Source organism: Gibbsiella greigii, from assembly GCF_039540155.1.
Lineage (GTDB): Bacteria > Pseudomonadota > Gammaproteobacteria > Enterobacterales > Enterobacteriaceae > Gibbsiella > Gibbsiella quercinecans.
This window is the reverse complement of record NZ_BAABEM010000006.1, coordinates 147,880-169,641: the sequence shown is the minus strand read 5'-3', so window position 1 is coordinate 169,641 and position 21,762 is coordinate 147,880. Positions and strand designations below refer to the sequence as shown.

Here is a 21,762-nt window from a genome sequence, read left to right as displayed (position 1 = left end):
ATAAAAAAACAGCGGGCACTTGGCCCGCCGTTTGCGTGGTTCTTTACCGCCGCCGGGTTTACTTCAAGCCCGCCGCGTCGCGCAGCTGCGCGGCTTTGTCGGTGGCTTCCCATGGGAAGTGCTCACGGCCAAAGTGGCCATAGGCCGCCGTTTCACGGTAGATAGGCTGCAGCAGGTTCATCATCTGGATCAGGCCGTATGGGCGCAGATCGAAGAATTCACGCACCAGCAGCGTCAGCTGTTCAGTCGGCACTTTTTCCGTCCCGAAGGTTTCCACCATGATGGAGGTCGGTTCCGCCACGCCGATCGCGTAGGACACCTGAATTTCACAGCGGTCCGCCAGGCCGGCAGCAACGATGTTTTTCGCTACGTAGCGCGCCGCGTAGGCCGCTGAGCGGTCAACTTTGGACGGATCCTTACCGGAGAACGCGCCGCCGCCGTGGCGAGCCATGCCGCCGTAGGTATCGACGATGATTTTACGGCCGGTCAGGCCACAGTCGCCCATTGGGCCGCCGATGACAAAACGGCCGGTCGGGTTGATGTGATATTTGGTGCTGGCGTTCAGCCATTCAGCAGGCAGGATCGGTTTGATGATCTCTTCCATCACCGCTTCTTGCAGATCTTTCTGCGCGATGTCTTCCGCGTGCTGGGTTGAAAGCACAACGGCATCGATGCCGACGATTTTGCCGTCGTCGTACTGGAAGGTGACCTGGCTTTTCGCATCTGGGCGCAGCCACGGCAGCGTGCCGTTCTTGCGCACTTCAGACTGGCGCTGCACCAGACGGTGGGCGTAAGTGATTGGGGCTGGCATCAGCACGTCGGTTTCGTTAGTGGCGTAGCCGAACATCAGGCCCTGATCGCCGGCACCCTGTTCCAGCGGATCGGTGCGGTCAACGCCCTGGTTGATATCCGGGGATTGCTTACCGATGGCGCTCAGCACGGCGCAGGAGTTGGCGTCAAAGCCCATGTCTGAATGGACGTAGCCAATTTCACGCACGGTGTTGCGGGTGATTTCTTCGATATCCACCCAGGCGCTGGTGGTGATTTCACCGCCGACCAATACCATACCGGTTTTGACGTAGGTTTCGCAGGCGACGCGCGCTTTAGGATCCTGCTCCAGGATCGCGTCAAGAACTGCATCGGAAATCTGGTCAGCAATTTTGTCAGGATGTCCTTCAGAAACGGATTCGGACGTGAAGAGGTGTTTAGCCATTGTCTTCTTTACCTTGCATGAAACGGGTTAGAAATTACTGCACAGCGCTGGAGATCCGGGCATCAAAGCTAAGGGTCTTCCGCCGATGGCGAGATGCATCCTGCAACGCCGCTCTGGCAAAGCCGTTAAGCAGTTTAACAGTTAATCAGTATAGATGGATTAACATCTGGACGTCCATTTTAGGTCAGGGTTTAGACGGATTGCCAGCAGTTTTTTGCCGGCGAAGCGATTTGCGCACCTAAAGCGGTGCTATATTCATCGCTTGAAACGGTTAGCCACATATTTTCATTTTGCATTTTACATGGCTTACCGGTATAAACAGCGCGCGCGGTTCATTTGGCGCACTGCCCGGCGCGAAGTTGTAAAATTCTGTGACCGGTCGGTAGCGAAACCATCACCAACCGTAGGTGCCGTTGCGGCGCCGCCGCTTCATCGAACGGTCACGTTCTTACACTATATATTAGAGGCTTCGTCGTTCACTGTGGGCGGCTGGCGTGGAGGTGGTTGGATTAATGATCCGTTGTTTCCTGGTTGTTGAGTTTCAACAATATCGCCGTCCTGGCGTACATGTTTCAGCACCTTCCCATCTTGTTTCTCTACCATCCACCCGATGTTACGCACATCAGGGCGCCACTCAGGATTCCCGGGCCGGCTAATCACCGCCTGAACGAATAGGGTACCTGCAGCCTTCCTGTGGGAAGTTTCCTTGCCTGATTCACGAAGTTTGAACAGGGTGTCTTACAATAATATGCATGATCAACCGATCGCCAATCGCGAACGGCAGCAGAATACGCTGTCGCCAGGCGGGTTGCCGGGTTGTTCTTGCGCAGTGTAGCTGCGATAGTAGTTGGCTATATCGCCAACATGCGAGATGAGGCGAGTAATGTCTGATGATCCGTTGGTTCACCGTCCGTCAGCGGTGGGTGAATCTCTATCTTTGCGCTCCATGCAGGAGGTTGCCATGAATGATCGTAACGCCAGCAAGATGCTGCGTACTTATAACGTCGCCTACTGGGGCAACAACTACTACGACGTCAACGAACTGGGACACATCAGCGTTTGCCCGGATCCCGACGTTCCGCAGGCCCGTGTCGATCTGGCGAAACTGGTGAAAGAACGCCAGCAAGACGGCCAGCGTTTGCCTGCGCTGTTCTGTTTCCCACAGATCCTGCAGCATCGCCTGCGTTCGATTAACGGGGCGTTTCAACGTGCGCGTGAATCATTCGGCTATGAGGGCGGCTACTTCCTGGTTTATCCGATCAAGGTCAACCAGCACCGCCGTGTGATTGAATCCCTGATCAACTCCGGTGAACCGTTGGGGCTGGAAGCGGGTTCCAAGGCGGAGCTGATGGCGGTGCTGGCGCATGCGGGCATGACCCGTTCGGTGATCGTCTGTAACGGTTATAAAGACCGTGAATATATTCGCCTGGCGCTGATCGGCGAGAAACTGGGGCACAAAGTGTACCTGGTGATTGAAAAGATGTCGGAAATCAAGCTGGTGCTAGAAGAGGCCGAGCGGCTGAACGTGGTGCCGCGGTTGGGCGTGCGCGCGCGCCTGGCGTCGCAGGGTTCCGGTAAATGGCAGTCGAGCGGTGGCGAAAAGTCCAAATTCGGCCTAGCGGCGATGCAGGTGCTGAAACTGGTTGAAACCCTGCGCGAAGCGGGCCGCCTGGATAGTCTGCAACTGCTACATTTCCATTTGGGGTCGCAGTTGGCCAACATTCGCGATATCGCCACCGGCGTGCGCGAGTCCGCGCGTTTTTACGTTGAGCTGCACAAGCTGGGCGTCAATATCCAATGCTTCGACGTTGGCGGTGGGCTGGGCGTCGATTATGAAGGCACCCGTTCGCAGTCTGATTGTTCGGTGAACTACGGCCTGAACGAATACGCCAACAACGTGATCTGGGGCATCGGCGACGCTTGTAACGAGCATGGCCTGCCGCACCCAACGGTGATCACCGAATCCGGCCGTGCCGTGACGGCGCACCATACGGTGCTGGTATCCAACGTTATTGGCGTTGAGCGTAATGAGTTCAGCGAACCGCAGCCGCCGATGGAAGATGCGCCGCGCGCCTTGGAAAGCATGTGGGAAACCTGGCTGGAACTGAACGAGCCGGAAAATCGCCGTTCGCTGCGTGAATGGTTGCACGATAGCCAGATGGATCTGCACGATGTGCACACCCAGTACGCACACGGCATGCTCGATCTGAGCAAACGCGCTTGGGCGGAGCAGATCTACCTGAATATTTGCAACAAGATCCAGCAGCAACTGGATCCGAGCAACCGCGCCCACCGGCCGATCATTGATGAGCTGCAGGAGCGGATGGCGGATAAATTCTACGTTAACTTCTCGCTGTTCCAGTCAATGCCGGATGCCTGGGGGATTGACCAACTGTTCCCGGTGCTGCCGCTGGAAGGGCTGGATAAGCCGCCGGAAGGCCGTGCCGTGCTGCTGGATATCACCTGTGACTCCGACGGCACCATCGATCACTACGTGGACGGCGACGGCGTGGCCACCACTATGCCGATGCCGCCGTACGATCCGGAAAACCCGCCGGCGCTGGGGTTCTTTATGGTGGGCGCCTATCAGGAGATCCTCGGCAACATGCACAACCTGTTTGGTGACACCGCATCGGTCGATGTCTATGTGTTCCCCGACGGCACGGTGGAAAGCGAACTCTCCGACGAAGGGGACAGCGTTGCCGATATGCTGCAGTACGTTCAGCTTGATCCTCAGGTGCTGCTGGCACGCTTCCGCGATCAGGTGAAAGAAACCGATCTGGACGGCGTACTGCAAGAAGAATTCCTGGAAGAGTTTGAAGCCGGCCTGTATGGCTATACTTATCTGGAAGATGAGTAAGCGGTTGGCTGCCGGGTTCATCTATACGATTAGCGACCTGGCGTTGCCGGTTTGCCGCACTTGAAGCCGGATGAGAATCCGGCGATAATCTGCGCTATCGGCATTACCGTAACCTATATCAAATCAATCCCTTCCTCGTCGGGTTAACGACGCGGGAGGGATTTTTTTTGCCCTTGCCTGAGCGGTTGAGCTACAGGCAATCTGTTGATCAATGAGGTTTTTTATGAGTACCTTAGGCCATCAGTTCGATAACTCTTTAGTGTCTAACGCTTTTGGTTTCCTGCGCTTCCCGCTGAATTTCATGCCCTATGACAGCGATGCGGAATGGGTGATTACCGGTATTCCTTTCGATATGGCGACCTCCGGCCGCGCTGGCGGCCGCCACGGCCCGGCGGCCATTCGCCAGGTTTCCACCAATCTGGCCTGGGAAGGCGCCCGCTGGCCGTGGGATTTTGATCTGCGCGATCGCCTGAAGGTGGTTGACTGCGGCGACGTGGTGTTCAACTTCGGCGATGCGCAGGATCTGACCGACAAACTGCAGGCGCATGCGGAAAAACTGCTGGCCGCCGGTAAGCGTATGCTGTCGTTTGGTGGCGATCACTTTGTCACTCTGCCGCTGCTGCGCGCCCATGCCAAACACTTTGGCAAAATGGCGCTGGTGCATTTTGACGCCCATACCGACACTTACGCTAACGGCAGTAAATTCGATCACGGCACCATGTTCTACCATGCGCCGAATGAAGGCCTGATTGATCCTACCCATTCCGTGCAGATCGGTATCCGTACCGAGTTCGATCGCGACAACGGTTTTACCGTGCTGGACGCCGCACAGGTTAACGATCGCAGCGTGGACGATCTGCTGGCGCAGATCAAACAGATCGTCGGGGATATGCCGGTTTATCTGACCTTCGACATCGACTGCCTGGACCCGGCGTTTGCACCGGGAACCGGCACCCCGGTGATCGGCGGCCTGACGTCCGATCGCGCGCTGAAATTGCTGCGCGGGCTGCAACCGTTGAACATTGTCGGTATGGATCTGGTGGAAGTGGCGCCGGCTTACGATCACTCGCAGATCACGGCGCTGGCGGGCGCGACTCTGGCGCTGGAAATGCTGTACCTGCAGGCGGCGAAGAAGGGCGCGTAATCCGCTTCTTCGGGGGCAGCTTGCCGCCCGTTGCATAAAAAAGCTGTTCCGCCGGTGCCGGCGGAACAGCTTTGTCGTCTTAACCCGATCGCGGTTTATTTGCCGGCGGCAATGCGTTCGCGGATATTTTGCGCGCGGGTTTCGGAAGCCGGGTGATCGTCAAACATGCTGCTTTGGCGGCCGGTTTCCAGCTTCGCCAGCTTTTCAAAACTGCTGACCAGCCCGTTCGGATCGAGCCGGCGTTTTTTCAGCAGATCGAACGAGTAGTTATCCGCTTCTATTTCCTGCTTTTGCGAGAACTGCGCATTCACCAGTTTTTCCCCCAGATCCGCCACCTGCGATTGAGATAATGATCCCACCACGCCGCCCGTGGAGGCCGCTGCGGTGCGCAAGGCGACGGTGCCATAGGCCACCTGCATCGCTTTACGGGTGTGGCCGAGCGCTACGTGGCCCATTTCATGCCCCAGCACGCCTTCGACTTCGTTATCAGTCATCATGTCCATCAGGCCGCTGTAGACGCGGATACAGCCGTTGGCCATCGCCCAGGCGTTGACGTCTTTGGTCAGATAGACCTTATAGTTGGCCGGCGTGCCGTTGATGTTATCGCCCAGCGCCGCGGCGATTTTATTCAGGCGCTGCGTATAGGGGCTGCTGGCCGGCGCGATTTGTGCCTTGCTGTCCATCTCGGCGCAGGATTTATCACTTAAGGTTTTTACGTCGCTATCGCTGAGCGTGGCGGCCTGGTAGGCCTGTGCCCCAGACTGCATCAGCGTATTGGTGTCAAGATTCTGGCAGCCGCTTAACAGGCCGGTAATACTCAACATAATCAAAGAAGTACGGAATTTCATAAGGCTATCTTCCTGTGATAGTAACAAGGGAAAAGGGCAATCTTAAATAAAACAAATTGGCAGTGAGAGCCTAGTTTACGTTGTCTGGCGCCGAAACGGCGTTATTCCGAAAAATGGGCCGATCGTGCTCATAAGTTGTGAACTGGCTCTCATTTGGCATTAGGGATTGCCGTTTTAATGCGGAGTCTGAGAAAATGGTAATCTTGACCGATTTTTTAATCCGACCTGGAGTAAAACATGTCCTCTCGTAAAGAGCTTGCCAACGCGATCCGCGCACTCAGCATGGACGCCGTGCAAAAAGCAAAATCCGGCCACCCGGGCGCGCCTATGGGGATGGCGGACATCGCCGAAGTCCTGTGGCGTGATTACCTTAACCATAACCCCGCCAACCCGCACTGGGCCGACCGCGACCGCTTCGTGCTCTCCAACGGCCACGGCTCGATGCTGATTTACAGCCTGCTGCACCTCACCGGCTACGACCTGCCGATGAGCGAGCTGGAAAACTTCCGCCAGCTGCATTCCAAAACCCCGGGGCACCCGGAATACGGCTACACCCCGGGCGTGGAAACCACCACCGGCCCGCTGGGCCAGGGCATCGCCAACGGCGTCGGCTTCGCCATCGCCGAACGCACCCTGGCGGCGCAGTTCAACCGCCCGGGCCATGACATCGTCGACCACCACACCTACGTGTTCATGGGCGACGGCTGCATGATGGAAGGTATCTCCCACGAAGTCTGCTCGCTGGCCGGCACCCTCAAGCTCGGTAAGCTGACCGCCTTCTATGATGACAACGGCATTTCCATCGACGGCCACACCGACGGCTGGTTCACCGACGACACCGCCAAACGTTTTGAAGCCTACGGCTGGCACGTGGTGCGCGGCGTGGACGGCCACGACAGCGCGGCTATCAAGGCGGCGATTGAAGAAGCCCGCCAGGTGACCGACAAGCCGTCGCTGCTGATGTGCAAGACCGTGATTGGCTTCGGCTCGCCGAACAAGGCCGGCTCGCACGATGCGCACGGCGCCCCGCTGGGTGATGCCGAAGTGGCCGCCACCCGTAAAAAACTGGGCTGGAATTATCCGCCGTTCGTTATCCCGCAGGACATCTACGCCCAGTGGGACGCCAAAGAAGCCGGCAAGGCCCGTGAAGCCGCCTGGAACGCCAAATTCGCCGCCTATGCACAAGCCTTCCCGGAACAGGCCGCCGAGTTCAAACGCCGCATGAGCGGCGAGCTGCCGGCCAACTGGCAGGCGGACGCCAAAGCCTTTGTGGAAAAACTGCAGGCCAACCCGGCCAGCATCGCCAGCCGCAAGGCCTCGCAGAATACGCTGGAAGCGTTCGGCAAGGTGCTGCCGGAATTCCTCGGCGGCTCCGCCGACCTGGCGCCGAGCAACCTGACGATGTGGTCCGGCTCCAAAGCCATCAACGAAGACCTGGCCGGCAACTACATCCACTACGGGGTGCGCGAGTTCGGCATGACCGCCATCACCAACGGCATTGCGCTGCACGGCGGCTTCCTGCCGTATTCGGCCACCTTCCTGATGTTTGTGGAATATGCCCGCAACGCGGTGCGCATGGCGGCGCTGATGAAGCTGCGTAACGTGTTTGTCTACACCCACGATTCCATCGGCCTGGGTGAAGACGGCCCGACCCACCAGCCGGTCGAGCAGTTGGCCAGCCTGCGGGTGACGCCGAACATGAGCACCTGGCGACCGTGCGACCAGGTGGAATCGGCGGTGGCCTGGCAGTACGGCATCGAGCGCAACGACGGCCCGACGGCGCTAATTTTCTCGCGCCAGAACCTGGCCCAGCAGCCGCGCACGGCGGAACAGCTGGCCAACGTATACCGCGGCGGCTACGTGCTGAAAGACAGCGACGGGCAGCCGGAGCTGATCCTGATCGCCACCGGTTCGGAAGTGGAGCTGGCGGTTGCCGCCTATGAGCAACTGACGGCGGAAGGGCGCCGGGTGCGCGTGGTTTCCATGCCGTCGACCGATGCGTTCGACAAACAGGATGCGGCCTACCGCGAAGCGGTGCTGCCGGCGGCGGTCAGCGCGCGGGTGGCGGTGGAAGCGGGTATCGCGGACTACTGGTACAAGTACGTGGGCCTGAACGGCGCGGTTGTGGGCATGACCACCTTCGGTGAGTCGGCGCCGGCGGATCTGCTGTTCAAAGAATTCGGCTTTACGGTAGAAAACGTGGTCGCCAAAGCGAAAGCATTGCTGAAATAACAGTAACGGCGGGAATGCGGCTTGCCGCATTCCCGCTTTTGGTCTTTCCTTCCTGCTGGGCAAGCACCTGTGCTCAGCGGCATATTTCTTGCCCCTTTCTTTTGCTTATCTCAGTTATCCCGGCCGTAATCGGCTACGTTCGATGACAATAAATCCGCAATGGCTTGCCCCACCTGTTGGGTAGAGGCACTGCCACGCAGATCCGGCGTGCGCGGCCCATCGGCAAGGGTTTTCTCGATTGCCGACAGGATGCCGTCGTGCGCCTGCCGGTAACGTTGGTCGCCGTTGCCGAGAAAATCGAGCATCAACGCACCGGACCAGATCATGGCGATCGGGTTGGCGATATTCCGGCCGAAAATATCCGGCGCGGAACCATGCACCGGCTCAAACAGCGAAGGCAAGTGGCGCTCCGGGTTCAGGTTGGCGGATGGCGCGATGCCGATGGTGCCGGCGCAGGCTGGGCCAAGATCGGAAAGAATGTCGCCGAACAGGTTGGAGGCCACCACCACATCGAAACGTTCCGGGTTCAGTACAAAGCGGGCGCACAGGATATCAATATGCTGTTTGTCCCAGGCGATGTCCGGGTAGTGCTGCGCCATCGCGGCGACGCGCTCATCCCAGAACGGCATAGTGACCGCCATGCCGTTGGATTTGGTGGCGGCGGTGAGCGTCTTGCGCGGGCGCCGCTGCGCCAGCTCAAACGCATATTTCAAGATGCGGTCCACCCCGTGGCGGGTAAAGACCGATTCCTGGATCACCACCTCTCGATCGGTGCCTTCGAACATGCGGCCGCCGAGCGGGGAATATTCGCCTTCGGTGTTCTCGCGCACCACGAAGAAATCGATATCTCCCGGCGCTTTATTTGCCAGCGGGCAGGGTACACCGGGAAACAGGCGGACTGGGCGCAGGTTGACGTACTGATCAAAATCACGGCGGAATTTTAGCAGGGAGCCCCACAGCGAAATATGGTCCGGCACTTTATCCGGCCAGCCTACGGCGCCGAAGTAAATCGCATCGAACCCTTTCAGTTGCTCAAACCAATCATCCGGCATCATTTGGCCGTGCTGTAGGTAGTAGTCGCAGTTGGCCCATGCAAAGGTTTCAAACTGCAGGTCAAGCGACCAGCGCTCGGCCGCCGCGTGTAGCACACGCAGGCCTTCCGGCAGCACTTCTTGCCCGATACCGTCACCTGCGATGGCCGCAATTTTGTAGGTTTTGTTCATTATAGGTCTCACTTAGGGAAAGAGGGATTGACTTCCCTACCATCCTATAATTGACTGAATGTTAATCAATCGCGCAATTGGTGAAACATAAAACACGAATCATGAATAATCTTCCTGTACTAAACGATTTGCGGGTGTTTGTGCTGGTGGCGCGCCGGGCCGGTTTTGCCGCCGCCGCAGAGGAGATGGGCGTTTCGCCGGCCTATGTCAGCAAGCGCATCGCGTTATTGGAAAATACCCTGAATGTTTCCCTGTTGCACCGTACCACGCGGCGGGTCGCCATTACCGCCGATGGTGAGCGCATCTACGAGTGGGCGCAGCGTATCCTGAACGATGTCGATCGGATGATGGATGAAGTGGCGGATCTGCGGCAGGCGCCGCAGGGCACGCTACGGATCGTCACCAGCTTTGGCTTTGGCCGGCGTTTTGTCGCGCAGGCAGTGGCCGCGCTGGCGCAGCAGTATCCCGGGCTGGAGCTGCGGCTGGATGTGTCCGAACGCCTGGTCGATTTGGCCAGCGAAGGTTACGATCTGGATATCCGCGTGGGCGATGACATTGCGCCAAATCTGGTGGCCCGCAAGCTGGCGCCTAACCACCGCGTTTTATGCGCCGCGCCCGAGTATTTGCAGCGTTACGGCACGCCAAAGGCGCTCAACGATCTCTGCGGCCGCCATTGTCTGGTGATCAAAGAGCGGGATCTTGCGTTCGGCGTTTGGCGGCTGCAAGGCCCGGCAGGGGAGGAAACGGTTAAGGTGACCGGCGCGCTGGCGTCTAACCACGGCGAAATTGTGCACCAGTGGTGTTTACAGGGGCAGGGGGTGGCGCTGCGTTCATTCTGGGATGTGAAAAACAGCATTGCTAATGGGCGGTTGGTGCAAATTCTGCCGGAGTATACTCAGCCGGCCAATATTTGGGCGGTGTATATTCCACGTTTGGCGACGTCAGCCAAGATTCGCGTCGCGCTGGCGTTCCTGCGTGATTATTTCCAGGCCAACGTGGGGGCGGTTGCGCCGCTGGCGGAGTATTTGTCGCGGCGTTGAGAAGCGGCAGGGCACGCGGCGGTGCCCTGCGTTGGCAGCTTACAGCTGCGTCAGTTTTTTCACTTCCAGGCTTTCCAACTTCCCATCCAGTTCGGCCAGGAAGGCATCGTGGTAAGGCATTGCCATGTGTTCCTTCAACGCCTGCTCTGATTTCCAGCGTTCGATAAAGACGAATGCGCCCGGCGCACCTTGTTCTTCGTGCAGATCGTATTGAATACAACCGGGCTCGGAACGGCTTGGGGCGACCATGGCGCGCACGGCTTTATCCACTGCGGCGCGGTGTTCGGGGGTGGCTTTGATTAAGGCTACAACTTTAACTTCGCTCATTGGTACTCCTTGTATGGCCATATTGCCTATGGACGGATGTCGTTAAAGATAGGGATTAAGCGCTTGTGAAAATGTGCGCTAGATCATTTTATTTTCGCAAAATACCGCTTGGTTAACCGCTTGGCTCTCGGAGCTGTTCCCTTTCAGAAAGCTTTGGTTTATCCTCGGCTGAAGCGTTTCAGTTGGAGTATATCCAAGCGAAATGCCGGAGTGAGTAGTTGCTGTGGGCAATAGGATTTTATCCATGACGCCACTTGGCGGTTCACAGCGGGCCACGCTCTCAGTATTCTATGCAGGTTAGCACGATAACCAGTCAGCGCCAGCCGGCCCGGTGAGAATACCGGCGCGGAAGGCCCTTTTTCAGGGAGCAGCATGACCATTCGCATAGCGATAAACGGCTTTGGCCGCATTGGCCGCAGCGTGTTACGCGCATTGTATGAATCAGGGAAACGCGCAGAGATTTCCGTGATTGCAATCAACGAGCTGGCCAATGCCGATGGGATGGTTCACCTGTTGAAGTTTGACTCTAGCCACGGGCGCTTTGGCTGGGATGTGCGCCAGGAATGCGACACGCTGATTGTCGGCAACGATAGCATTCGTTTGCTGCATCAGCCGGAAATCGCGCAGTTGCCCTGGGGCGAACTGGCGGTGGATGTCGTGCTGGATTGCAGCGGGGCGTATGGCAGCCGGGCAGACGGCGAGGCGCATCTTGCCGCCGGTGCGAAGAAGGTGTTGTTCGCCCACCCAGGCGGGAACGATCTGGATGCCACCGTGGTGTTTGGCGTCAATCACCAGGCGCTGCAGGCGCAGCACCGCATCGTTTCCAACGCTTCCTGTACCACCAACTGCATTATTCCGGTTATCAAGCTGTTGGATGACGCTTTCAGCATTGAATCCGGCACCGTGACCACTATCCACTCATCAATGAACGATCAGCCGGTGATAGATGCCTATCATCAGGATTTGCGGCGCACCCGTGCGGCGAGCCAGTCGATTATTCCGGTCGACACCAAGCTGGCTGCCGGCATTACCCGCATCTTCCCGCAGTTTTGCGATCGTTTTGAAGCGATTTCAGTGCGTGTGCCGACTATCAACGTAACGGCCATTGATTTAAGCGTCAGCGTGCGCTCGGCGGTGCAAGTGGCTGAGGTCAACCAGCTACTGCAAAAGGCCGCACAGGGTGCATTTCGTGGTATAGTTGACTATACGGAACTGCCGCTAGTCTCGATAGATTTTAACCATGACCCGCACAGCGCCATCGTGGATGGCACGCAAACCCGGGTCAGTGGGCAACACCTGATAAAGACGTTGGTCTGGTGTGATAACGAATGGGGCTTTGCCAACAGGATGTTGGATACAACCCGGGCAATGGCCGCAAGTGGTTTCTAGCTCGGCGGCATCGTGTTGATGCGCCGCTCAGGCAATTTTTAAAGAGAATCAACTAAGAGGGTTCACCATGTCTGTAATTAAGATGACCGATCTGGATCTGGCAGGTAAACGTGTTCTGATCCGTTCTGATCTGAACGTTCCAGTGAAAGGCGGTAAAGTGACTTCCGATGCACGTATCCGTGCTTCCCTGCCGACTATCGAAGCAGCGCTGAAACAAGGCGCTCGTGTTATGGTCACGTCCCACCTGGGCCGCCCGACCGAAGGCGAATACAACGAAGAATTCTCTCTGCTGCCGGTAGTAAACTACCTGAAAGATCATCTGAAAAACCCAGTGCGTCTGGCGAAAGATTATCTGGACGGCGTTGACGTTGCCGAAGGCGAACTGGTGGTGCTGGAAAACGTTCGCTTCAACAAAGGCGAAAAGAAAGACGACGAAGCGCTGTCTAAAAAATACGCAGCATTGTGCGACGTGTATGTGATGGATGCTTTCGGCACCGCACACCGTGCGCAGGCTTCTACCCATGGCGTGGGTAAATTCGCACCGGTTGCCTGCGCAGGCCCGCTGCTTTCTGCCGAGCTTGAAGCGCTGGGTAAAGCACTGAAAGAACCTGCTCGCCCAATGGTCGCCATCGTTGGTGGTTCTAAAGTTTCTACCAAACTGACCGTGCTGGATTCCCTGTCCAAAATTGCCGATCAGCTGATCGTGGGCGGCGGTATCGCCAACACCTTCGTTGCCGCTCAAGGGCACAACGTTGGTCAGTCTCTGTATGAAGCCGATCTGATCCCTAACGCCAAAAAACTGCTGGAAACTTGCGACATCCCGGTTCCGACCGACGTGCGTGTTGCTACGGAGTTTTCTGAAAGTGCTGCGGCAACGGTGAAACAAGTCTCTGAAATCAAAGACAACGAGCAAATTCTGGATATCGGTGACGTTTCAGCCCAGCGTCTGGCTGATATCCTGAAGAACGCCAAAACCATTCTGTGGAATGGTCCGGTTGGCGTATTCGAGTTCCCTAACTTCCGTAAGGGGACCGAAATTGTTGCGCGCGCCATCGCCGATAGCGAAGGTTTCTCTATCGCGGGTGGCGGTGATACGCTGGCGGCAATCGACCTGTTCGGCATTGCTGACAAAATCTCCTACATTTCTACCGGCGGCGGTGCGTTCCTGGAATTCGTTGAAGGGAAACAGCTGCCAGCGGTAGTGATGCTGGAAGAGCGCGCTAAGCAGTAATTCAAACAACGGGAGGCGAAAGCCGCCCGTTTGTTTTATTCCGCACCCGGCTGGGTGCGGAGTGTGAGAATCGATTTACATCCATCTACGGCCGACGAAACGGGACAACTTAACATGTCTAAAATTTTTGATTTCGTAAAACCGGGTGTCATCACGGGTGATGACGTTCAGAAAGTATTCGCAGTAGCAAAAGAAAACAACTTTGCTCTGCCAGCGGTAAACTGCGTGGGTACCGACTCCATCAACGCCGTTCTGGAAGCAGCAGCAAAAGTTCGTGCACCTGTTATCGTTCAGTTCTCTAACGGCGGCGCTGCGTTCATCGCAGGTAAAGGCGTGAAAACTGACGTTCCTCAGGGTGCTGCGATTCTGGGCGCAATCTCCGGCGCACACCATGTTCACCAGATGGCTGAACATTACGGCGTGCCGGTTATCCTGCATACCGACCACTGTGCGAAAAAACTGCTGCCTTGGATTGACGGCCTGCTGGACGCCGGTGAAAAACATTTCGCTGCAACCGGTAAACCGCTGTTCTCTTCTCACATGATCGATCTGTCTGAAGAATCCCTGGAAGAAAACATCGAAATCAGCAGCAAATACCTGGCCCGTATGGCTAAAATGGGTATGACGCTGGAAATCGAACTGGGTTGCACCGGTGGCGAAGAAGACGGTGTGGACAACAGCCACATGGACGCTTCCGCCCTGTACACTCAGCCGCAAGACGTGGCATACGCTTACGAAAAACTGAATGCGATCAGCCCACGTTTCACCATCGCGGCTTCCTTCGGTAACGTACACGGTGTGTACAAACCAGGTAACGTGAAACTGACCCCGACTATCCTGCGTGATTCTCAGGACTACGTTTCCAAAAAATACAACCTGCCGCACAACAGCCTGAACTTCGTGTTCCACGGCGGTTCTGGTTCTAGCGATGCAGAAATCAAAGAATCCGTCGGCTACGGCGTGATCAAAATGAACATCGATACCGATACCCAATGGGCAACCTGGGAAGGTATCCTGAAATACTACAAAGAAAACGAAGGCTACCTGCAGAGCCAGCTGGGCAACCCTAAAGGCGCCGATCAGCCGAACAAAAAATACTACGATCCACGCGTATGGCTGCGTGCTGCGCAGACCAGCATGGTGACCCGTCTGGAAAAAGCATTCAAAGAACTGAACGCTATCGACGTGCTGTAATCTCGGCTAACCGCTGTTATCAAGGCTCCCTTCGGGGAGCCTTTTTTTATGCTCTAGCTCAGCAGGCCCGCGCCGACGTTGATCGATAGCCCCAGAATGACCAGGTTGAAGACAAAGGAAATGACCGACTGCAGCAGGGCGACTTTGCGGACTTCCGCCGTGCCAACCGCCACATCGGCGGTTTGCGATGCCACCGCGATGGTGAAAGAGAAATAAGCGAAATCCCAATAGGTCGGTTGTTTTAGATTGCCGGGGAACAGCAACGGCAAAGGATCCTGCTGCGCGCCCTGGCGATAAAACTGATGGGCATAGTGCATGGTAAAGGCCGTCGGCAGCAGCAGCCAGGATACCACCAGCGTGGCGCCGGTCAGCGCTAAATGGAGCGTTTTCAGCGGATCGCTGACCTGCCTGGCGGTACTCAATTCAAACAATATCGCGAGAATGCTGACCAGGCAGCCGATGCTGACCAGCGCCAGCACCATGCCGGCGCTCTCATCTTGCGCGCGGGCGAGTTGGCGGATGTGCTTTGGCGTACTGACCAGCATCAGCCGCCAGAGCGACAGCAGATAGCACCAGGCCAGCACGTTCCAGCCGAGCATCAATCTTTGCAATTCATTAAGTTGACTCGGCAGCAGCAGGTAACATAGGATGCCCGCGCCGATGGAAAGCAACAGCCGCGGGCGAACCTGCCAATAGTGTTTAATCGACGATATAAAATGCATGGCGGGTGAATTCCTTCTCCTGAAAAGGCGATAGCGCTTTGTTCAGCATAGAAGAAGCGAAGCCGTTGTTTTGGTTATTTTTACCGCTTACGGTTGGCATGCTGCGGGAATGTTGGTTAACCTTAGGCGGTGGTTTCCAACTGATGCAGACGTCAGTGTATTTTTTTGCGAATTTATCCCATTAGGGAAAGTTAGGATGGCAAGAATGAAAGATCTCAACGTAGTGGATGGTATTAACAATGCCAGCAGTTGGTTGGTGAATAACCAGGATTTATTGATTCAGTATGCGGTGAACATTGTCGCCGCCATCGTTATTTTTATCATTGGTTCGATCATTGCCCGTATCGTCAGCAATGCGGTGAACCGCGTGATGAAGCTGCGGGGTATTGATGCCACCGTAACCAATTTCCTGGCGGCGATGGTGCGTTACGGTATCCTGGCATTCACCTTTATCGCCGTGCTCGGGCGCGTCGGCGTGCAGACCACGTCGGTGATTGCCGTATTGGGTGCCGCAGGTTTAGCCGTCGGTTTGGCGTTGCAGGGCTCACTGTCCAACTTTGCCGCGGGTGTGCTGCTGGTGGCTTTCCGTCCGCTGCGTGCCGGTGAGTATGTCGATCTGGGCGGCGTGGCCGGTACCGTCGATCAAGTGCAGATTTTCTCTACCACGCTGCGCACCTCAGACAATAAAACCATCGTGGTGCCGAACGGCAAAGTGATTGCCGGCAATATCATCAACTATTCCCGCGAGCCAAACCGCCGCGTGGATATCGTCGTGGGCGTTGCCTATGATGCGGATATCGATCTGGTGAAGAAGGTGCTGGGCGATGTGATCGCCGCCGATCAGCGTATCCAACACGATAAAGGGGTGACCGTGCGCCTGAATGAGATGGCGGCCTCTTCCCTGAACTTCGTGACCCGAGCCTGGACCACCAATGCCGAATACTGGAACGTGTATTTCGATCTGATGGAAAACTTCAAACGCCAATTGGATGCCCACAACATCGGTATTCCATACCCGCAGATGGATGTTCATCTGCACCGCGTTGATAACCCAACCGCCAAAGCGGAATAACGGCAAACGATCGCCAGCCGGTAGCCAGTCAGCCATCTGACTGGCTTTTTTGTTTCCGCTTTTCACACCCAGGCCAGGGCCGCCGTTTTCCGTCTGGATGCATGACGGCCATTAATTTGGCTAATTAAATATTAGAATTATCCATTTCACCTAATAATTTTATCTCCCTATGATGCTCCTGCTGCAACGCGTGCGCCACCGTCGGCGCTATTTTATAGGGGAACACCATGTTAGCCGTTTTTCTGCAGGGATTTGCCCTGAGCGCCGCGATGATCCTACCGCTCGGGCCGCAAAATGTGTTTGTCATGAATCAGGGCATCCGCCGCCAATACCACCTGATGATCGCCGCACTGTGTGCCTTCAGCGACATCATCCTGATCTGCGGCGGCATTTTTGGCGGCAGCGAATTGCTGGTGCGTTCGCCCGTTCTGCTGGCATTGGTGACCTGGGGGGGCGTCGCGTTCCTGCTGTGGTATGGTTGGAGCGCGCTGCGCACCGCGTTTAGCCGGCATATCGAATTGGCGCAAGCGGAAGAAATGCAGCAGAGCCGCTGGCGTATCGTGGTGACCATGTTGGCAGTAACCTGGCTGAATCCGCATGTTTATCTGGATACTTTCGTGGTACTGGGCAGCCTGGGCGGGCAACTGGCGGCGGATGTGCGCTCTTGGTTCGCGTTGGGCGCGGTGAGCGCTTCCATCCTGTGGTTCTTTGCCCTGGCGCTGTTAGCCGCCTGGCTGGCGCCGCTGCTGAAAACCCAACGGGCGCAGCGGGTGATTAACGTGTTGGTCGGCATGGTGATGTGGGGCATTGCGCTGAGGCTGGCCTGGCAGGGGGCTAACCTATGAGAATTTGTCACTAATCCGAGTTTAAAAACCTGGTGGTTATGCTACGGTTTAGCGGTAGTTATCGGTGATTCCTGCTGCCGTTTTACTGCGATTTGAGTCAATAGGTCCATGATAGTTTACGTTGCAGGCAAAGCGAACGCATGTAACAGGAAGCTGGAAAGATACGGACTTAGGGGGGCGCAGGCGGGGAATAACCGATGAATCAGATACCAACTGTCATTAAGGAGATACAGTGAAGCTTAAAGCATTGGCGATGGCCGCCTTGGTTGGATTAGGAACATTACCTCTGGCGCTGCAGGCAGCGGAAGTCCCGCAGGGGCCTCATGTAGTGACCTCGGGCACGTCAAGCGTCGACGCGGTGCCGGATATCGCCACGCTGGCGATTGAAGTCAACGTATCGTCCAAAGACGCCACCCAGGCGAAAAAACAGGTGGATGACCGTGTAGCGCAATATTTTGATTTTCTGCAAAAAAACGGCATAGAGAAAAAAGATATCAGCGCGGCCAATTTGCGTACGCAGCCCGAATACGATTACCTGAAAACCGGTGAATCGGTTTTGAAAGGCTACCGGGCGGTGCGCCAGGTGCAGGTAACGCTGCGCCAGTTGGATAAACTGAATGAACTGCTGGACGGTGCGTTAAAATCCGGCCTGAATGAGATCCGCGCCGTTGAGCTTGGTGTGGCAAACCCGGATGTTTACCGCGATCGGGCGCGCCAGAAGGCGATCGAAAACGCCACTCAACAGGCGGCTTCGCTGGCACAGGGCTTTAAAGCCAAGCTGGGGCCGGTTTACAGCATCCGTTATCACGTTGCCAATTATCAGCCGATGCCGGTAGCGCGTATGTATACCGCCGCCGCGGCCGCGCCGCAAAATGACGCTGCGCAAACCTACGAGCAGCAGAGCATTCACTTTGACGATCAGGTTGATGTGGTGTTCGAGCTCGATCGCGGCGCGCAGTAATCGCTGCCATATCCGCATCTGAACTCCGGCGGTGGCGCCTTGTGGCGCTACCGTTGTGTTTGCCGCAGCCAAGCCTGCCGCACGCTTTTCCCTTCTTATCTCCCGCCGTCAGATTTGGCGCAGAACCTGCCGCCCATGCGACAGCAGCGCGTCGGTGACCTTGCGCATCATGCGGCTTTCCGGGGCGAAACGGTGCCAATACAGCATCCGGCGCTGGAGCAGCCCGGGCGTCAGGTTGATCAGTTCCCCCTCTTCCAACTCTCTTTCAATCTGCAGGTGTGGGATCATACAGCAGGTAGTGCCTTGGCGAGCCAACTGCACGAAGGCTTCTGAGGAGTTGACGATATGGCAGGGAACGCTGCCCGGGGAAAGATCAAAATTCTGCTGCAGGAACGCTTGGTGCATGTCGTCGAGATGATCAAAAGCCACCGCCGGTGCTTTCAGCAACGCGGCACGGGTCACCCCGTTGGGGAAGTAGCGCTCGGCAAAGGGTTTGGACGCGACAAACAGGTAGTCCAGGGCGCCCAGTTGGTCCACCAGGCAGCTTGGTAATGGCTGGGGTTGAATACTGACGGCGCCCACCACCTCGCCGCGGCGCAGGCGCTCCTGAGTGCGGGTTTCATCTTCAACTTGCAGATTCAAACGAATAGGCGAATCCGCCAACACGGATTTCAACGCAGGCAGCAGCCAGGTGGCCAGGCTGTCGGCGTTGACCGCCAATGAAAGCAACAGCGGCGTGTCTGCTCCGTTATCGTTTCCTAGCCACTCTTCTTCCAGTAGCTCCACCTGGTGCAACAGCGCCAAGAGTTTTTGCCCCTGCTCGGTAGGGCGCGGCGGAATGGTACGAACCAGCAACGGCTGGCCGAACAGGTTTTCCAACTGTTTAATGCGCTGGGATACCGCCGATTGGGTGATGCAAAGTTTTTGTGCTGCGCGCTCAAAACCGCGCTCCCGAACCACCGCATCCAGAGCTTGCAGCGTCCGATAGTCAGGGCGTTTCATCGGAGAGGATATCCATTACGTTAAATTGATAATATTGGCACTATGCCACATTTTTAGTTTTTTTCGGGGGAAAAAAACTCGGGCCAATACCGGCCTGATGTCAAGGAAAGTGCGATGTGGGGCAAATAAGTGCGATACGGTCTGCGTGGCAGCATGCAATTTACCCTATAATACGCACACGTTTTCGTACATAGGCACAGAACATACCATGACGCAGGATGAACTGAAAAAAGCGGTGGGTTGGGCCGCTTTGGATTACGTCAAGCCAGGTACTATTGTGGGCGTGGGCACCGGCTCTACCGCCTCACACTTTATTGACGCGCTGGCTACCATGAAGAACCAGATTGAAGGCGCGGTTTCCAGCTCCGAGGCTTCCACCGTCAAGCTACAGAGCCTGGGGATCCATGTGTTCGACAGCAATGAAGTGGATTTGCTGGATATTTATGTCGATGGCGCGGACGAAATCAACGGCCATATGCAGATGATCAAAGGCGGCGGTGCGGCCTTGACCCGTGAAAAAGTGATCGCGGCGATCGCCCGGCAGTTCATCTGTATTGTCGATGCCAGCAAGCAGGTTGACGTGTTGGGCAAATTCCCGCTGCCGGTGGAAGTGATCCCGATGGCGCGTTCCTACGTGGCGCGCGAGCTGGTAAAGCTCGGCGGCCAACCAGAGTATCGCCAGAATGTTGTGACCGATAACGGCAACGTTATTTTGGATGTACACAACCTGCAGATCCTGGACGCGGTAGCGTTGGAAAACACTATCAACGGTATCCCCGGCGTCGTTACCGTTGGGTTGTTCGCCAACCGTGGCGCCGATGTCGCGTTGGTCGGCACGCCGGATGGCGTGAAAGTCGTTAAGTAATGCGTTAACGCGGGCGTGATCCAGCGCCCGCCGAAGCAGGGCATAGCCTGCGCTGATGGGGTGTTGGCTCGCAAACCTCACATAATTCTCGTTATAAAACATCTTTTCTTGAAAAACGCCAAATTTAGTGACATCTGTCACATTCTTGCGAAGAGTCGCAGTATGGTGCTGAATATTGATGCCCAGCTGGTGTTTTTATCTGTGGATGCCCGGTGTGGTTAGGGCGTTAGCCAGGAACAGGGCAATCGTTTGTATTGCCGGGCGCGTTATTTTTGTTATGTTGGAGGGCGTGCTGTTTCTAACAGCCGCTTCTGAAGTCTGAATAATTAGGGTCGGGTAAATGGCAAAAGTATCATTGGAGAAAGACAGGATTAAGTTCCTGCTGGTCGAAGGGGTTCATCAGAGCGCGGTCGATAATTTGCGTTCTGCCGGTTATACCAATATTGAATATCACAAGGGTGCTCTGGATACGGAGTCGCTGAAGGAGTCCATCCGTGATGCGCACTTCGTCGGTATTCGCTCGCGTACGCACCTGACTGAAGAAGTCTTTGCCGCCGCAGAAAAACTGGTGGCGGTGGGCTGTTTCTGTATCGGTACCAACCAGGTTGATTTGAAAGCAGCGACCAAACGCGGTATTCCGGTGTTTAACGCACCGTTCTCCAATACCCGATCCGTAGCTGAAATGGTGCTGGGCGAACTGCTGCTGATGATGCGCGGCATCCCGGCCGCCAATGCCAAAGCACACCGCGGCGTGTGGAACAAACTGGCCGTCGGCTCCCATGAAGCGCGCGGCAAAAAGTTGGGCATCATTGGCTACGGTCACATTGGTACCCAGTTGGGCATCCTGGCCGAAGGCGTGGGCATGAAGGTGTCGTTTTACGACATTGAGAGCAAGCTGCCGCTGGGCAATGCGCATCAAATCCAGCAGTTGTCTGAACTGTTGGCTAACAGCGACGTTGTCAGCCTGCACGTGCCGGAAACCCCGAGCACCCAAAATATGATCGGTAAAGCAGAACTGGCGCAGATGAAGCCGGGCGCTATGCTGATCAACGCTTCGCGCGGCACGGTGGTGGATATTCCTGCACTGTGTGAAGCGCTGGCCAGCGAGCACCTTGCCGGGGCGGCGATAGACGTCTTCCCGGAAGAGCCCGCCAGCAACAAAGAGCCGTTCCATTCACCGCTGTGTGAATTTGACAACGTGCTGCTGACGCCGCATATCGGGGGTTCCACCCAGGAAGCGCAAGAAAACATTGGTGATGAAGTCGCCGGTAAACTGGTGAAATACTCCGACAACGGTTCTACGCTGTCTGCGGTGAACTTCCCGGAAGCCTCGCTGCCGGTGCATGGCCCGCGCGCCAGCCGCCTGCTGCACATCCACGAAAACCGCCCGGGCATTCTGACGCAAATCAACAATATTTTTGCCGACGAAGGGGTGAACATCGCCGCTCAGTACCTGCAGACCAGCCCGGAAATCGGCTATGTGGTTATTGATATCGAAGCGGAAACCGAAAGCGCCGATGCTGCACTGCAGCGCATGAAGGCGATTCCGGGCACCATCCGCGCTCGCCTGCTGTACTAAACGCATGTATTGGGG

19 protein-coding genes are annotated in these 21,762 nt (G+C 56.4%); 13 read left to right on the top strand and 6 right to left on the bottom strand.

The window, feature by feature from the left end:
• Nucleotides 1-58: 58 nt before the first annotated feature.
• On the bottom strand, nt 59-1,213 hold the full coding sequence (metK, locus tag AC559G_RS04050) for a methionine adenosyltransferase (protein WP_438599753.1): 1,155 nt from the start codon (nt 1,211-1,213) through the stop codon (nt 59-61).
• Nucleotides 1,214-1,725: 512 nt separating this feature from the next.
• On the opposite strand from metK, the gene yqgG reads away from it, so the two are divergent.
• From yqgG to speB, 3 genes are all read left to right on the top strand, one after another.
• Nucleotides 1,726-1,869, top strand: a complete 144-nt coding sequence (gene yqgG / locus AC559G_RS04045; protein WP_498911487.1) for a small protein YqgG — start codon at nt 1,726-1,728, stop codon at nt 1,867-1,869.
• A 215-nt stretch (nt 1,870-2,084) separates the two neighbouring features.
• Nucleotides 2,085-4,073 carry a biosynthetic arginine decarboxylase gene (speA, locus tag AC559G_RS04040; RefSeq protein ID WP_498911485.1) on the top strand — a complete coding sequence of 663 codons (1,989 nt, stop codon included), beginning with the start codon at nt 2,085-2,087 and terminating at the stop codon, nt 4,071-4,073.
• 223 nt (nt 4,074-4,296) lie between these two features.
• Complete coding sequence (gene speB, locus AC559G_RS04035; RefSeq protein WP_279024826.1) at nt 4,297-5,217, top strand: agmatinase; 921 nt, start codon at nt 4,297-4,299, stop codon at nt 5,215-5,217.
• Between the two features lie 95 nt (nt 5,218-5,312).
• Here speB and loiP read toward each other — a convergent pair whose 3' ends face one another.
• The gene (loiP, locus tag AC559G_RS04030; protein WP_498911483.1) at nt 5,313-6,065 is read right to left on the bottom strand and encodes a M48 family metallopeptidase; all 753 of its coding nucleotides are present in this window, start codon (nt 6,063-6,065) and stop codon (nt 5,313-5,315) included.
• Nucleotides 6,066-6,302: 237 nt separating this feature from the next.
• On the opposite strand from loiP, the gene tkt reads away from it, so the two are divergent.
• Nucleotides 6,303-8,297, top strand: a complete 1,995-nt coding sequence (gene tkt, locus AC559G_RS04025; protein ID WP_498911481.1) for a transketolase family protein — start codon at nt 6,303-6,305, stop codon at nt 8,295-8,297.
• A 110-nt stretch (nt 8,298-8,407) separates the two neighbouring features.
• Here the strand turns inward: tkt and AC559G_RS04020 are convergent, their stop codons facing one another.
• Nucleotides 8,408-9,520 carry an isocitrate/isopropylmalate dehydrogenase family protein gene (locus AC559G_RS04020; protein ID WP_498911479.1) on the bottom strand — a complete coding sequence of 371 codons (1,113 nt, stop codon included), beginning with the start codon at nt 9,518-9,520 and terminating at the stop codon, nt 8,408-8,410.
• Between the two features lie 101 nt (nt 9,521-9,621).
• Between AC559G_RS04020 and AC559G_RS04015 the strand changes: the two genes are divergently transcribed.
• Nucleotides 9,622-10,560, top strand: coding sequence for a LysR substrate-binding domain-containing protein (locus AC559G_RS04015; RefSeq protein ID WP_498911477.1), 939 nt, complete (start codon nt 9,622-9,624; stop codon nt 10,558-10,560).
• Between the two features lie 39 nt (nt 10,561-10,599).
• Here the strand turns inward: AC559G_RS04015 and AC559G_RS04010 are convergent, their stop codons facing one another.
• Nucleotides 10,600-10,887 carry a putative quinol monooxygenase gene (locus tag AC559G_RS04010; protein ID WP_438597642.1) on the bottom strand — a complete coding sequence of 96 codons (288 nt, stop codon included), beginning with the start codon at nt 10,885-10,887 and terminating at the stop codon, nt 10,600-10,602.
• Between the two features lie 372 nt (nt 10,888-11,259).
• Between AC559G_RS04010 and epd the strand changes: the two genes are divergently transcribed.
• The 3 genes from epd to fbaA all read left to right on the top strand — a co-directional run bounded on the left by epd (nt 11,260) and on the right by fbaA (nt 14,701).
• The gene (gene epd, locus AC559G_RS04005; RefSeq protein WP_498911475.1) at nt 11,260-12,276 is read left to right on the top strand and encodes an erythrose-4-phosphate dehydrogenase; all 1,017 of its coding nucleotides are present in this window, start codon (nt 11,260-11,262) and stop codon (nt 12,274-12,276) included.
• A 67-nt stretch (nt 12,277-12,343) separates the two neighbouring features.
• Entirely contained in the window at nt 12,344-13,507 is a 1,164-nt protein-coding gene (gene pgk, locus AC559G_RS04000) for a phosphoglycerate kinase (protein ID WP_438597644.1), read from the top strand.
• A gap of 114 nt (nt 13,508-13,621) precedes the next feature.
• Nucleotides 13,622-14,701 (top strand): class II fructose-bisphosphate aldolase, encoded by a 1,080-nt coding sequence (gene fbaA / locus AC559G_RS03995; protein WP_438597645.1) that lies wholly within the window; start codon nt 13,622-13,624, stop codon nt 14,699-14,701.
• Between the two features lie 53 nt (nt 14,702-14,754).
• Here fbaA and AC559G_RS03990 read toward each other — a convergent pair whose 3' ends face one another.
• Nucleotides 14,755-15,423: a DUF1345 domain-containing protein gene (locus AC559G_RS03990; protein WP_438597646.1), complete on the bottom strand. Its 669-nt coding sequence runs from the start codon at nt 15,421-15,423 to the stop codon at nt 14,755-14,757.
• Nucleotides 15,424-15,628: 205 nt separating this feature from the next.
• Between AC559G_RS03990 and mscS the strand changes: the two genes are divergently transcribed.
• The 3 genes from mscS (at nt 15,629) to AC559G_RS03975 (ending at nt 18,301) form a co-directional block, all read left to right on the top strand.
• Entirely contained in the window at nt 15,629-16,495 is an 867-nt protein-coding gene (gene mscS / locus AC559G_RS03985) for a small-conductance mechanosensitive channel MscS (protein WP_438597654.1), read from the top strand.
• Between the two features lie 227 nt (nt 16,496-16,722).
• On the top strand, nt 16,723-17,340 hold the full coding sequence (gene argO / locus AC559G_RS03980) for an arginine exporter ArgO (RefSeq protein WP_416260877.1): 618 nt from the start codon (nt 16,723-16,725) through the stop codon (nt 17,338-17,340).
• 232 nt (nt 17,341-17,572) lie between these two features.
• The gene (locus tag AC559G_RS03975) at nt 17,573-18,301 is read left to right on the top strand and encodes an oxidative stress defense protein (RefSeq protein WP_498911472.1); all 729 of its coding nucleotides are present in this window, start codon (nt 17,573-17,575) and stop codon (nt 18,299-18,301) included.
• A 108-nt stretch (nt 18,302-18,409) separates the two neighbouring features.
• Here the strand turns inward: AC559G_RS03975 and AC559G_RS03970 are convergent, their stop codons facing one another.
• Nucleotides 18,410-19,303, bottom strand: a complete 894-nt coding sequence (locus tag AC559G_RS03970) for a LysR family transcriptional regulator ArgP (protein ID WP_095847336.1) — start codon at nt 19,301-19,303, stop codon at nt 18,410-18,412.
• A gap of 208 nt (nt 19,304-19,511) precedes the next feature.
• Here AC559G_RS03970 and rpiA point away from each other — a divergent pair, with 208 nt between their 5' ends.
• The gene (rpiA, locus tag AC559G_RS03965) at nt 19,512-20,168 is read left to right on the top strand and encodes a ribose-5-phosphate isomerase A (RefSeq protein ID WP_498911470.1); all 657 of its coding nucleotides are present in this window, start codon (nt 19,512-19,514) and stop codon (nt 20,166-20,168) included.
• 340 nt (nt 20,169-20,508) lie between these two features.
• Nucleotides 20,509-21,747 carry a phosphoglycerate dehydrogenase gene (gene serA, locus AC559G_RS03960; RefSeq protein ID WP_498911468.1) on the top strand — a complete coding sequence of 413 codons (1,239 nt, stop codon included), beginning with the start codon at nt 20,509-20,511 and terminating at the stop codon, nt 21,745-21,747.
• The last annotated feature ends 15 nt before the right edge of the window (nt 21,748-21,762 follow it).